Annotated in this window: 11 protein-coding genes; 10 read left to right on the top strand and 1 reads right to left on the bottom strand. The window is 28.9% G+C overall.

The genetic code is table 11. The annotated features are described in order from the left end of the window. Positions 1–49: 49 nt before the first annotated feature. Positions 50–1,324 (bottom strand): FtsW/RodA/SpoVE family cell cycle protein, encoded by a 1,275-nt coding sequence (locus O3884_RS04075; RefSeq protein WP_371451858.1) that lies wholly within the window; start codon positions 1,322–1,324, stop codon positions 50–52. Positions 1,325–1,572: 248 nt separating this feature from the next. Between O3884_RS04075 and O3884_RS04080 the strand changes: the two genes are divergently transcribed. From O3884_RS04080 to miaA, 10 genes are all read left to right on the top strand, one after another. After that, positions 1,573–3,495 (top strand): LPXTG cell wall anchor domain-containing protein, encoded by a 1,923-nt coding sequence (locus O3884_RS04080; protein ID WP_371451860.1) that lies wholly within the window; start codon positions 1,573–1,575, stop codon positions 3,493–3,495. Between the two features lie 246 nt (positions 3,496–3,741). Continuing rightward, a complete protein-coding gene (locus O3884_RS04085; RefSeq protein WP_371451862.1) occupies positions 3,742–3,909 on the top strand; it encodes a hypothetical protein in 168 nt (55 codons plus the stop codon). 25 nt (positions 3,910–3,934) lie between these two features. After that, positions 3,935–4,192: a hypothetical protein gene (locus O3884_RS04090; RefSeq protein ID WP_371451864.1), complete on the top strand. Its 258-nt coding sequence runs from the start codon at positions 3,935–3,937 to the stop codon at positions 4,190–4,192. Positions 4,193–4,455: 263 nt separating this feature from the next. Beyond that, entirely contained in the window at positions 4,456–5,382 is a 927-nt protein-coding gene (locus O3884_RS04095) for a helix-turn-helix domain-containing protein (RefSeq protein WP_371451866.1), read from the top strand. An 81-nt stretch (positions 5,383–5,463) separates the two neighbouring features. Then, entirely contained in the window at positions 5,464–6,390 is a 927-nt protein-coding gene (locus O3884_RS04100; RefSeq protein WP_371451868.1) for a helix-turn-helix domain-containing protein, read from the top strand. A gap of 253 nt (positions 6,391–6,643) precedes the next feature. Beyond that, the gene (locus O3884_RS04105; protein WP_371451870.1) at positions 6,644–6,934 is read left to right on the top strand and encodes a hypothetical protein; all 291 of its coding nucleotides are present in this window, start codon (positions 6,644–6,646) and stop codon (positions 6,932–6,934) included. 155 nt (positions 6,935–7,089) lie between these two features. Next, entirely contained in the window at positions 7,090–8,019 is a 930-nt protein-coding gene (locus O3884_RS04110) for a helix-turn-helix domain-containing protein (RefSeq protein WP_371451872.1), read from the top strand. Between the two features lie 164 nt (positions 8,020–8,183). Next, on the top strand, positions 8,184–10,946 hold the full coding sequence (mutS, locus tag O3884_RS04115; RefSeq protein WP_371451873.1) for a DNA mismatch repair protein MutS: 2,763 nt from the start codon (positions 8,184–8,186) through the stop codon (positions 10,944–10,946). Positions 10,947–10,951: 5 nt separating this feature from the next. Then, positions 10,952–13,075 carry a DNA mismatch repair endonuclease MutL gene (gene mutL, locus O3884_RS04120; RefSeq protein ID WP_371451875.1) on the top strand — a complete coding sequence of 708 codons (2,124 nt, stop codon included), beginning with the start codon at positions 10,952–10,954 and terminating at the stop codon, positions 13,073–13,075. Between the two features lie 8 nt (positions 13,076–13,083). After that, entirely contained in the window at positions 13,084–13,977 is an 894-nt protein-coding gene (gene miaA / locus O3884_RS04125) for a tRNA (adenosine(37)-N6)-dimethylallyltransferase MiaA (protein ID WP_371451878.1), read from the top strand. The last annotated feature ends 189 nt before the right edge of the window (positions 13,978–14,166 follow it).

Below are 14,166 nucleotides of genomic sequence, written 5' to 3' on the forward strand. Positions count from 1 at the left end.
AAAATAAAACAAAAAATGAGGATAGAAAAAATTTCTATCCTCATTTTTTTTATCTTTTTCTTTTGCTTCTTCGATATTGTTGAGGTTCTTCCTCATAATAGCTATTATCGTATACAGGATCTAAAGGATGAGAACCATCAATATATTGATCTTCATCATATTCTTCTTCGTAGTTTTCATAATATTCATCTTCCAAATATTCTTCATGAATCGTAGCGTTTATTTTAACGATTATCCCGAAAAGAATACTGTTAGCTATTAATGAACTTCCACCATAACTTATAAATGGCATGCTTATACCAATTACAGGAATAATACTAAGTGTTGAAAAAATATTGATGAAGAATGAGAAGCAAAAACTACAAATAGCTAATAAAATAAAGTAGTAACTGTAGTTACCTTGTTCGCATTTTTTCATTATATTGAATAATCTTAGTATAAATATAAAGAATAAAGTTAAGAAGATTGCAGCACCGATAAATCCAAAGTTTTTAGCAACTATAGAAAAGATGAAATCATTAAATTGTTCATCTATATAGTTTTTATTTTTAGCGAATGTACCTGTAAGTCCACCTAATTTAATCTCACTAAGAACTTGAGTAATTTGATAAGAATAATCAAGCTTGTAAGCTTCAGGATTTAACCACGAAAGAATACGATTAAGCTGATAAGATTTTAATCCAACTAGACTTAGAAGCCTTGGGAAATATAAGGCAGCAAGAATAATAATGGCTAGCCCAGCTATAACTACAGAGTAAATTCTGAATAATGTCTTCCCTTTATTGCAGACTAAAAAAACTAAGCCTAAGAATAAAAAGATGAAAAATAAGCCATTACCTAAGTCATTTTCTTTAGCGACCAATACGAAAGGTATTGAAATTATTAATGCTATTTTTAAAAGTTTAACAGTATCTGTATTGTCTTTAAAACTCTTTTCTTTTATCAGCATACTAATCATCGCTACTGTGGCTATTTTACCAAATTCAGATGGTTGTAGGGTGAATAATCTGAAATTGTACCAGCTACGTGCACCATTTACGATAGGAGCAAAATTATTAGGTACTAAGAATATTCCAACCAGAAGAACTAGAGCGAATAAATAGAATGCTATAGAGAATTTTTCTATATAATCTATTGGTATTTTTTGAAGTAAGTATATTATTCCAAGACCAACAGCATAAAAAACAAATTGCTTAAGGAATAATGTAGGTGTTTTATTGTTATTATATTCAGCTAGTAATATAAATAATAAACTAGAAAAGCTAAATATAAAATAAAAAATCAATATCGATAAATTTGTTTTATTTTTTATGAAATTTAACATAAGTCAACTCCTTTGTTGTAATTATACAATATTGAAAGAATATACGCAACTTATGAGGCAATTTAAGTCAGTTTATGAGGTAAAGTAGTAGGTTACAGATTTGTAACTTTTGCAAAGAAAATTACTACAAAAGTTAGAGGAATATCCAATTTTGTAACATTTTATAACTTATATAAATATTTATAGTAAAATATAATTGTCTTATTATATTGACATTTTAGTTATTATTTAAAAAAGGAGAAAAATAAATGAAGAAAAAATTATTAACAAGTGCAGCAATTGCATCATTTTTAACTGCAGCTGGTATAGTAATACCTCAAGCAGATATTTTTGCAGCGGATACGCCAAGTACATTAGAAAATACACCACATCCAAGTACAGTTCCTAATGAGCATCCAAGTACTCATCCAAGTGAACTAGAGAAAAAAGAGAAAATCGTAACTGCTAGCAATCCTTTAGCTCTTAATAAAGTATATGAAGGTGGATGGGGTCGTCACAATATTAACAAGAAGAAAGTCGATAGTTTTGCTGAATATGTATTAAAAGATATTTCTTTAGACAACAATAAAAATTTAAATATCCAAACTTCAAGTGATGATTTATCTGTAGGTTCAGTTGAATATATAAATGAAGCGAATGGAAGTAAGTATGAACTAAATGTTAAAAAAGGAACAGTAAAAAATTCTTATCTGGCAGATACTAGTAAACTTACAGGTGGTAACTATTTATTAAATAATATTTCCCTTTCAAATAGTTTTAAAAATAATGATTTCACTGATGAGAACATTTATACTGATAGTAAAGAGGAAAATGGAGTTATTACAGGAGATGGTCCTGGAATTGATTTAAGTAGAAAAGATTTATATAAATATGATAATAAAACAAAAATAAAGAATCTAAGTGAAACTAAGTTGCCAGAATTGGGAGATAAAGATTATTTAGTATATTCAGATAAAACGCAAGTAGGTGGAAATGATGTATTAAAAGTTACAGTTAAGTATAAAAAAGGTTTAGAAAGATTTGCTGATAAAGCATTGTTAGAATATTATAGCCCTAATAAACCAGGTAGTGAAGCCGAAAGCATAACAGGAAAAGCTATGTTAGTATATCATCATAAAGCATTACCTGGGAAAATTACACTTTCTCAAATAAAAGATGGAGAAATGATTGGAGGATCTGGAAGTTTTGATGTTGATATGACTTTAGACAGTGAAGGTAATGATGTATTTTATCTTAAAAATTTCAAAAATACAGATCCAGGTCATTACTATTTAAGACAACTTCACGACTTAGATTTAACAAAAGGTGATTTAAGTAATTTTGAGTTTGATTTTAACCCATCTGGTAAATCTGTATATAGAGCTGATAAAGTTGAAGAACCAAAAGCAGAACAACCAAAAGCAGAGAAACCTAAAGTTGATGAACCAAAAATAATTAAACCAGTGGAACCAACTTTCCCGAAAGTTGAATTACCAGAGAAACCAAAAACAAAAATATTAGAACAAAAAGTTGGAGATAGAAAAGTATCAGTACATTTTGACGGTACAAAAATTCCTACGACTAACTTCTATGCAGAAGAAGTTAAAGATAAAGACGAATTAGCTGAATTAACTAAAGAATTAAAAGCTGTTAATCCAAAATATAAATTAGTTAATGTTTATGATTTAAAACTTATCGATTCTTTAGGAAATACTGTTGATTCAGTTGGATCTAAGAGAACAGTTACTTTAACTAATACAAAAGGAAAATCAGTAGTTTATTATGTATATCGTGATCAAAATAATAAATTACAATTAGAAAAATTACCAACTTATGATGGTGGTAATGGAAACATCGTTACTTTCGAAGCTGAACACTTCAGTAAATATGCTTTAGTAGAAGAGCAAACAGATGGAAAACAACCAGAAGGACCTCGTGCACCTCAACCAACTAAACTAGAAGGTGATAAAAACACAGATAGTAACTGGAATCCATTTGCTCAAGGAAAAAAAGCAAAAGAAGGCTCAACTGAAGTGAAATCTGAAGGTGGGGAAGTAGCTGCAAAACCTGTAAGCAACAGAAAAGAAGGTAAAACTTTACCTAACACAGGATTACAAACAACTTCTTATGGATTCTTAGCGGCAATCGTAGGATTATTCGGAGCTGTAGCTTTAAGAAGAAAAAATAGATAATATTTAATATTATTTTGAATAGACTATAGAGCATTAATTGTTCTGTAGTCTATTTTTTGTTGATAAGGTTAATGCTTTTTAGATTTAGTATTTAGAAGTTACAAATTTGTAACTTTTTGCCTTAATATGATATAAAAATGATGAAAATTATCAAATTTGTAATATTATATTAGTTAGTTTTGTAATTATTGTAAAATAAAATACAAAGATCAAGAAAAGAAGATAGCACAAGGTCGAGGAATATCTATGGATAACAAGTCTGAATATGGGAAAATATTTAAACAGCTGTGTTTAGAGCGAGGATTAAGGCTAAAAGAAGTGGCAGGAGATATTATTTCTACGCAAACATTAAGATGTTTCGAAGCTGATGAAATGAGTATTATATTAGTTGTTTTTGAAAAGTTGCTATTGTAATGAGGCGGAAGAGGTATGTAGAAAAATGATAGAAATATTAGATTCAATAGGTATTACCTTGAGTCATATTAAACCGACATTTGCTGTTCATACTTATATATTACTTGTCCAGATTAAACTTGCCCAAAATCAAGTTGAAGTCGTAGAATTGGTAAATAAATGCATTCGTCAAATAGATGCATCAATAGATTTATATAATAGTAAAAAAGAAATAAATAATAGAAAAGATTATGTTGAGAGGTTTCATGAACTAAACAAAACGGGGTTTGAGTTTGATTTTTAAAAGTAGTATAAATATGTGTAACTCTAGATTTCTATTAAAATCTTTAAAATCTGCTACGAATGGTGTTTTATGTCTAATTTGATATTGATAGTTACTTTTAAAAATACTTTATGATAAAATATAAGTATATTATGATTTTACGAAGGTATTATAATAATCAACTTAGAGATCTAATCCAAATATTATACGAGTGAAATACTATATTTATAAATATATTGATTGTTTAGCGTTTAATTAATATTTAGTTTAACTAGGAGAAAAGAATGAGCGAAAAAAATATGCATGGAAGAATTTTTAAAAAGCTAAGAGAGGAAAGAGGTTATAAACTAAAAGATGTTGCAGGAGATGTTATTTCTACAAGAACATTAACACGTTTTGAGGCAGATGAAACAAGTGTTTCAGTAGTAGTTTTTGAAAAATTATTAAAAAATTGTGATTTGGATTCAGTTGACTATTTAATATATTATGTCAAGAATACTGAAATAGAAACTACGGAGTTTGCAAAAAGAATGCAGGGGTATATAGAATCTGGTTCTTCAGTAGAGATAGTAAATGAATGTATGAAAGAATTAAAAAAGAGTGATATTAAATTTGCTGTAAGGTTAGATATTTTAAATTTCATGCAACTAATAGAATGGAATGGTAGAAGTGAATTATTTGAAGAAAACAAAAGAATAATTAAGGAGAAGATAGAGTCAACGAGTAAATTGGGATGGAGTGAGATACACGGACTCATAAATCTAATAAACTCAGCCTCAAGTGAGGATTATTCATGTGAGTATATTGATAGAGTTATTGAGGACTGTTTCCAAAATATTTATGATGGAAATTATCCGAATAGTTTATTTAATGGGGCATACGGTATGTTATTAATCTCTTCGTTATCATTTTTATCAAGAAATGGATACTATGAATTAGTGGAAAAGCAATGTAAAGAAACACTTATTAATTTTAATAAACTATCATCCTTATATGATAGATCAAAATATTATATTGATGTTACAGAAATATTAGCTATGGTATATTTAAGTCAAAATAAAGAAGAAGGTATAGAGCTTGCAAATAAAGTACTAAAATATCGTAATACACTTGCAGAAAGTATTAATAATCCCTTATATAAACAGAAAAGAGATATTAGTTATGAAAAATTTTGTGAAGTAAATAAAACCGGTATTGATTTTGAATTTTAGTGTATAATTAATTAGAATAAACCGTTAAAATATACGAAGAGATATTAAAAAATAAAAGTATTTTAAATATGGAGAAGAAAAATGGAGAAGAAAAATAAACATGGAAGTATTTTTAAAAAATTAAGGGAGGAAAGAGGATATAAGTCAAAGGACGTTGCAGGTGATGTTATATCTACAAGAACATTAACTCGTTTCGAGGCAGATGAAACAAGCCTACCTATCGCTACATTTGAAAAATTATTAGAAAATTGTGGTATACTTCCTATAGATTATTTAGCATATTATAATAATTATATCGAAGATGAGAATACTGAATTTTCAAGAAGAATGGATAAATATCTGCAATCAGGTTTTACAGCAAAGGTAATAAATGAATGTAAAAGAGAGCTGAAAAAGAAGGGAATTGATTTTGTAAGAAGGATATATATATTATTATTCATGATTATTTTAAATCATAGAGATGATAGTGAGTTTTTTGATGAAAATAAAAGAATAATTAAAGAAAAAATAGAGTCAACGAATAAATTAGGATGCAATGAATTGGGTTTGCTGGCTATATTAATAGATATATCTTCACGAGAAGACTTTACTGTTGAGTATATTGATAGGATAATTGAAGAATGTATACATAATATTTCTACCATAGATTATCTGAGTAAATCTATATCTTTTGGGTATTGTGGGTTATTATTAGCCTTGTTAAAATTTTTATCAAGAAATGGTTACTATAGCATAGGTGAAAAGCGATGCAAAGAAGTGCTTAATTATTTAGAAAAACATCCACAGTTATTTAATTATGAGCATTTTTATTTTAAAGTTATTGGATTATTGGCAATGATATATTTGCATCAAAATAAAATAGAAGGTGTAGAACTTGCGAATAAGATGTTAAAATATAAGAATGTGGAAGTAGAAATTATAGATGACCCTTCTGTTAAAGTGATGGCTGATATTGATTATAAGGTTTTATGTAAAGCTAATAAAACAGGTATTGATTTTGAATTTTAAAAATTATATGACATCAATATAATGTATCAGTAGAGTATTTAAGATGATTAATTTTTCTTAAATACTTTTTTTGTTTTATAATGAAGTTCGTTTTGGATAAATATTAATCGGACAAATTTGTCTGATTATTTTTATTTAACCCTTATTTTTAACTATTTTTATTTCAAATCGGACAATGTTTTCTGATTATGAAAAAAGTGCTTTAATCCGTGATAAAATAAGCATACGATAACTTATAGAAATGGAGATGCTTATGAAAAATAGAAATCAACACTTATTATTAAATGAGAAACAATGTGGCTTAGGTATGTACTTATTTGGATTAAGCATACTAGGGGAATTATCTGATAATTTTACAAAGGAGAGTAATTTCGTAGAAAATATAGTAGAAGATCAAGGTGAAAATATTCAACGTGACGCACATGACACTCAAAAGATAACGCTACTAAAATGTAATAAGTGTCATAGTGACAAAAATGACCTTGTTGATTACAAGAAAAAAGAGATCTCGACTGTAGTAGGATTATTGTCAGTGTTTAATTAGTCAAATTTATCAAATTTGTAAGTTTTCGATGAGTTTTAGTATAAAAATGATGGGAAATTATCAAATTTGTAATATTATATAAGATGGTTTTATTATTATTGTAAAATAGTATTGTAGATAAGGAATTGAAAGAAAATATTGGATGGAGGAAATTTATGACAAATAAATCAATTCATGGGAAGGTGTTTAAAGAGTTAAGACTTGAACGTGGAGTGAAATTAAAAGATGCCGCTGGTGAAGTAATTTCTGCACAAACCCTAAGAAGATTTGAAGCGGATGAGACGAGTGTATCGCTTGTAGTGTTTGAAAAACTGCTTGGAAGTCTTGGGATAGGATATATTGAATATTTAACAGAATTACTTCCTAGATTAGAATCTGATTATAAGGAATTGACAATTGACGTACTAAAATTCGCTAGAGTTGGTAATTATTCCGGTATGATGACTCATCTAGTTAGAAAGTTAAAAGATGATAAAATTACTTTATCCGAGAGATTATTTATTGCAGTTATGATTACGGGATATTCAGGGATACTTCCAGAAAAATTCAAGGAAAATAATAAGATTCTTTTAGAGTATTTCCAAGGGATTGAAATGCTAAGCTTGAATGAAAAAGCAGCTCTAAATGGGATAATTACTACTAGTAGTACAAAAGAGATACCGTTAGAATTTGTAAGAAGGACTATAGCGGACAGTCTAGGTTATAATCCAGATGTTGAAGGGATAAACATAATTTCTACAATTATCACATTTAGAGTATTACATAGTAGTATTGGATTTTTGTTAAGAAGTGGAAATTGTAATGAAGCTGAAGAAGTATGTAAAAAAGTAATTGAAATATTAGATTTAATAGATATTACATTAAGTCATATCAAACCAACATTTGCTGTTCATACATATATACTACTTGCTCAGATAAAACTTGCTCAAAATAAAGTTGAAGGTGTTGAGTTAGCGAATAAATGTATTAGACAAATCGATGCTTCAATAGACTTATATAATAGTACTAAAGAAATAAATAACAGAAAAGATTATGTTGACAGATTCTATGAATTAAACAAAACTGGAGTCGAATTTGATTTCTAAATGAATATTAAATATTTAAAGAGTTACGTTAGTAAGTAATTAACTACTATCTAACTCTTTTTTATTTGTTTACCACATGTCACACTACTAAAAAACAACGATTTATGCTAAAATTATATATGTTATAAATACATGGAAGAAATAAAGAGAAAGGAACTTTTGAGATGAAATATACTCCAATGATAGAACAATATCTGAAGATAAAAAAAGATTATCAGGACATGTTTTTATTTTACCGTCTTGGTGATTTTTATGAGATGTTCTTTGAAGATGCGACTAGAGCCTCAAAAATATTAGAAATAACCTTAACTGCTCGTGATGGAGGAGCTGAAAAAATTCCTATGTGTGGAGTTCCATTTCATTCATCAGCAACTTACATTGATACTTTAGTAAATAATGGATATAAAGTAGCTATATGCGAACAAGTTTCAGAACCTGGTCAAGGAAAAATCGTAGAACGTAAAGTAGTTCAAGTAATCACACCAGGGACGTATATGAACTACAAAAATTACGATGAGAATAATTACCTTGGTAGTGCATATGTGAAGGATAATAATATATACTTCGCATTTTGTGATATTATGACTGGTGATAGCCGTTGTACTGTACTTAAAAATATGACTGACCTACAAGATGAGGTACTAAAAAATAATATTAAAGAAGTAATTAGCATAAAAGATCAAGAGTTGGATATCAGTGCTTATATTACTGAAGTTGAATTGAATAATGATATTACTAAGGAAAAAACAAGTAATCTAACTGACAACAATCTACGTGTAGCATGTGATGTTCTTTTAGATTATATAGAAAAAACTCAAAATAAAGATATTTCAAGCCTTAAAGATTTTGAAGTTTACTTTAAAGATAAGTTTGTTTATATGACAAACTATTCGTTAAAAAACTTAGAAGTTACTCAAAACATGGCTAATGGTGGGAAAAAAGGTTCTCTTCTTAGCATTGTAGATAAAACATCAACAGCTGCAGGTTCAAGAAAATTAAAAAAATGGTTAGAAAATCCATTGTTAGATCTTAAAGAAATTAAAAAACGTCAGGAAATCGTAGAAGATTTTACTAAACATTATTTTGAAAAAGCTGATGTGAAAACTAGTTTGAAAGAAGTATATGATCTTGAGAGAATTTCTACAAAAGTTTCTTATAATATTGTAAGTCCTAAGGAATTATTGAATCTAAAGAAAACACTGGCTCAAATACCAGAAATTAAGAAGTTGTTATTAGGATTTGAATCTAACAAATTAAAAGATATCGCAGAGAATATTGATGAATTAACAGATTTATACGACTATCTTGAAGCGACAATCCATGAAGAAGCTGGTCAAACAGTTAAAGAGGGTAATGTAATTAAATTAGGCTTTAATGAAGAGTTAGATAGTTATAAAAATGCTAGTAAGAATGGAAATAGAATATTACTAGAAATCGAAGAACGTGAAAAAGAGAGAACTGGAGTTAAAAATCTAAAAGTTGGATACAATAAGATATTCGGTTACTTTATCGAAGTATCTAAAGTAGGGCTTAAGACTATAGATCCAACAGAACTAGGTTATCATAGGAAACAAACTCTTTCTAACTGTGAGAGATTCGTATCTGAAGAACTGAAAAAAGTTGAAGAACATATTGTGAATTCTAAGACAAAAATCGAAGAGTTAGAATTACAATTATTCCAAGAAGTTAAGACGAAGATTCATAATTATATAGTAAGGTTACAAAGAGTTGCGAATACTCTAAGTGATATTGATGTGTTCGTTTCATTATCTGATGTAGCGGAAGAATATGGTTATGTAAAACCTGAATTCAATGATAATAATATTATTGATATTGTTGATGGGCGTCATCCAATTGTTGAGAGAAATGTAAGTGCTGATAGTTATATTAGTAATGATTGTAAAGTGGATAAAGATAATAATATCTTGCTTATTACAGGGCCGAATATGTCTGGTAAATCTACTTATATGAGACAACTTGCTCTAATAGTGATTCTTGCCCAAATTGGATCATTCGTGCCAGCGACTTCTGCGAATTTACCGATTTTCGATAAAATATTTACGAGAATAGGTGCGAGCGATGATCTGGCTGGTGGTAAATCAACGTTTATGGTTGAGATGATTGAAGCGAAGAATGCTTTAGTCGAATCTACTGCAAATTCATTATTAATTTTTGATGAGATTGGGCGTGGAACATCGACATATGATGGTATTGCCTTAGCTCAATCGATATTAGAATACATTAATAATACTATCAAATGTAAAACATTATTCTCAACTCACTATCATGAGCTTACAAAATTGGAAAATATTACCCAGGGAATAAAGAATATTCACGTTTCTGCAAAAGAAGATCATGGGAAATTAATTTTCTTATACAAAATTAATGAAGGACCTATTGAGAAGAGTTATGGTATACATGTTGCCCAACTTGCTCATCTACCAGAAGATGTTATCGTAGGTGCTAATAAAATCCTAAGAGAATTAGAAAGTGGTAATAAAGGTAGTGAAGACCTTGTTGATAATGCTAGATATAACAAAGTATTATTAAATGATGCTTCATCACAAGAATCTGAAGAAAAACTAAGAGAAAAAATACGTCAAGAACTTGAAAAAGAATATAGTAGCAGAGTAGTTAAAGAAGATGTTGTAAAAGTAGACGAAGAAGCATTAAGATTACAACTACGCTCTGAACTTGAAAAAGAACTTAAAGAAGAATTAGAGAAAACTATTAGAAAACAACTAAAAGCTGAAGAGAAATCGAAGAAAAATTATGCGAAATTACAATTGGATTTCGATGGTGATAATGATAAATTTGATGAAATCAAAAAGCAATTAGAGAGTGTAAACTTTTTAGAAACAACTCCAATGCAGGCATTCAATCTTCTTTATGAATTACAACGAAAAATAAGTGAGGATGTGAAATAAATTAAATGGGAAAAATAAATATATTATCTGCAGAATTATCAAATAAAATAGCGGCGGGAGAAGTTGTCGAAAGACCTTCTTCTGTTGTTAAAGAGCTTGTAGAAAACTCTATCGATGCAGGAAGTACTAATATCAAAATTATAATTAAAGAATTTGGTATTCAACAAATTAGAATTATTGATAATGGTAGTGGTATTTCTAATGATGATTTGGCACGTGCGTTTTTACGTCATGCGACTAGTAAAATAAGTGCTGACTATGATTTATTTCACATAGAAACTCTAGGTTTTAGAGGTGAGGCATTAGCGAGTATCTCATCGGTTAGTAAAGTAGTAATTAAGAGTTGTGCAGGTGAAGCGCAAGGGAAGATGTTAGTTCTTGAAGGTGGTAAAGTAGTTTCTGAGGAATACTATGCACCTATTAAGGGGACTGATTTAAGTGTGGAGAATTTATTTTATAATACACCAGCAAGATTGAAATATCTACGCAATCCTCACACAGAACAAGCTAATATTACTAATATTATTCATAAATTTGCTCTGTCTTATCCTAATGTAGCTTTCGAACTACATGTAGACGGAAAGATTACTTTTAAAACTTATGGTGATGGTGATGTTCATAAGATTTTATCTAAAATCTATAATATGGGTGTCGCTAGAAATATGATTGAATTTAGTGGAAGTAATGATGATTACAAAGTATTTGGTTATATTTCTGTACCAGAAGAGACGAGGGCTAGTAAGAATTATATAAATATTTTCATTAATGGGCGTTATATTAAAAATTATGGAATTCAAAATGCTATAATCGAGGCTTACGGAACGCTATTAATGATAAATAGGTATCCATTATGTGTTATTAATATCGAGATGGATCCAATTTTATTAGATGTTAATGTGCACCCAACTAAACAAGAAGTGAGATTATCGAAAGAAGCGGAATTAATACGTCTAATCAAAGAAGTTATCGCTGAAAGATTAAGTAATTATACATATATTCCACAAGGAATGAATAATGTTCTTACTAAAAAAGAAAAAGCGAAAATCGAAAAAATAAATTTCTTAGATGAACTAGATAATAAATTTGGAGATGTAGAAGACAAGAATATTTTTTCAGAAGAGAAAAAAGAACCTGAAGTTGATTTAGAAGTTGAACGTAGTTTTTCTGATAATCAAGAAGAATTTACAAGTCATGTTATTCAGGAAGATGAACTTCTTTTTGGAGGAGACTTGTTAACTAATTCTCGTGAAGAAATAACTCCAGTACAAAGTAAAGAAAACACGTTTAATCAAAGAAGTAAAACTCAGAGAATTAAGAGTGATTTACCGGATTTAAGTTATAGTTCACATCCTCGTGATAATAGAAATAAGTTTGGTGATAAACCTACTAAAAAAGAAATCGAGAATTTTATGAATTTCTCTAAAAAAGAAGATAACTCGAGTTATGATGATCGTACAGAAGAAGTAGTTTCTAATGTAGTAAAAGATGATAGTCACTTTAATGAAATCAAAGATGCGAAAATCGTTCAAGATGATGATACAAAAGTTAGAACTCTACCAGACTTAAAAGTATTGGCACAAATCTTTAAAACATATATCTTATCAGAAGCGGATAATAAGCTATTTCTAATAGATCAGCACGCTGCTGCAGAAAGATATAATTATGAGAAACTGCAACGTGAATTTATAGAAAGAAAGAACTATAAAAAACAAATGTTAATACCGCTTATGTTTGATTTTTCTGTAGATGAAGCGGCTGAAGTTCGTAATAATTTGGATAAATTTGATGAACTTGGTATTGTATTTGAGGAGTTTGGAGATAATTCTTATGTTGTTCGTGAGTTTCCTGGTTGGATAGAAGAAGATGAAGAGCAAATGATAAAAATTATTGTTGAGAAAGTTCTAAAAAATAATAATATAACATTTAATGAATTAAGAAATGATGCAATTGCGATGGCGAGTTGTAAAATGTCTATAAAAGCAAATCAAGTACTTACTGATGTCGAGATGAATAAAGTAATAAGTGATCTTTATGAATGTAAGAATCCATTTACGTGTCCACATGGACGTCCGATAATCACAAAAATGGAGAAAAAAGATTTAGAAAAAATGTTTAAGCGTATAGTGTAGGAGGTAAGATGAAAAAAATACCTTTAATAGCGATAGTAGGACCTACTGCAGTAGGGAAAACAGCACTTAGTATAGAACTTGCAAAAGAGTTCAACTGTGAAATAATCTCTATAGATAGCGTTCAGATTTATAAAAAGTTTGATATAGGTTCTGCAAAAGTGAAAAAAGAAGAAATGGATGGGGTGATTCATCATTTAATAGATGAATTAGAACCTACTGATACTTGTTCTGTCTATGATTTTCAAAAACTTGCACGTAAGAAAATTGAAGAAATACATGGTCGAGGGAAGATGCCTTTATTAATCGGCGGAACTGGTTTTTACATGAATGCTGTTCTAAATAATTATGAGTTTACTGATCTAGAAGAAAAAACTTATGACATTGATGTTGATATGGCTAGAGAGTATCTAAAAGAAAACTATCCAGATACTTATAATGCGATTGATATAGAAAACCATCGTCGAGTAATCAATGCATATAATTATGTAATGAATGAAAAGAAATCTGTGACGACAAATAACAATGGGGATACTGTTCTTGATTGTTATAATCCATTTTTAATAGTTCTTAATACCGATAGGGAAATTCTATACAATCGTATTAATAAGCGAGTTGAGATAATGTTCGAAGAAGGACTTGAACAAGAAATCAGAGGTATTATCGACGAGTATGGACTAGAACTACAAGCTCTAGGAGCAATAGGATATAAGGAGATGATTCCGTATCTTAATGGTAATGTTTCTAAAGAAGATACTATTGCAGCTATTTCTCAGAATTCACGCCGTTATGCAAAACGTCAGTTAACGTGGTTTAGAAATAAAATGGATGGAACTTGGTATGATACTGCCAGTAAGGAACTATTGTCAGATGTAATAAGAGACATCAAAGAGAAGTTTAAGTAAAAATATTATAGACGATCGTCTAAGGCTTGAAAAGTGATTTTTCAAGCCTTTTTTAAATTTATAACAAGATAAAATTTATTATATAATAGATTTTATTTTAGTTTTTAGAAAATATATCAGGAAATTTAAAAATATTTTAGTAGGATTTCTAATTTAACTAGAGTTTTTATTAGTTATGTGCTAAACTAG

This window comes from Gemella sp. 20925_1_85, assembly GCF_041433735.1.
Classification (GTDB): Bacteria; Bacillota; Bacilli; order Staphylococcales; family Gemellaceae; genus Gemella.

Coding starts and splice junctions, on each gene's coding strand:
- O3884_RS04075 (WP_371451858.1), bottom strand. CDS start 1,324: ATGTTAAATTTCATAAAAAATAAAACAAATTTATCGATATTGATTTTT.
- O3884_RS04080 (WP_371451860.1), top strand. CDS start 1,573: ATGAAGAAAAAATTATTAACAAGTGCAGCAATTGCATCATTTTTAACT.
- O3884_RS04085 (WP_371451862.1), top strand. CDS start 3,742: ATGGATAACAAGTCTGAATATGGGAAAATATTTAAACAGCTGTGTTTA.
- O3884_RS04090 (WP_371451864.1), top strand. CDS start 3,935: ATGATAGAAATATTAGATTCAATAGGTATTACCTTGAGTCATATTAAA.
- O3884_RS04095 (WP_371451866.1), top strand. CDS start 4,456: ATGAGCGAAAAAAATATGCATGGAAGAATTTTTAAAAAGCTAAGAGAG.
- O3884_RS04100 (WP_371451868.1), top strand. CDS start 5,464: ATGGAGAAGAAAAATAAACATGGAAGTATTTTTAAAAAATTAAGGGAG.
- O3884_RS04105 (WP_371451870.1), top strand. CDS start 6,644: ATGAAAAATAGAAATCAACACTTATTATTAAATGAGAAACAATGTGGC.
- O3884_RS04110 (WP_371451872.1), top strand. CDS start 7,090: ATGACAAATAAATCAATTCATGGGAAGGTGTTTAAAGAGTTAAGACTT.
- mutS (WP_371451873.1), top strand. CDS start 8,184: ATGAAATATACTCCAATGATAGAACAATATCTGAAGATAAAAAAAGAT.
- mutL (WP_371451875.1), top strand. CDS start 10,952: ATGGGAAAAATAAATATATTATCTGCAGAATTATCAAATAAAATAGCG.
- miaA (WP_371451878.1), top strand. CDS start 13,084: ATGAAAAAAATACCTTTAATAGCGATAGTAGGACCTACTGCAGTAGGG.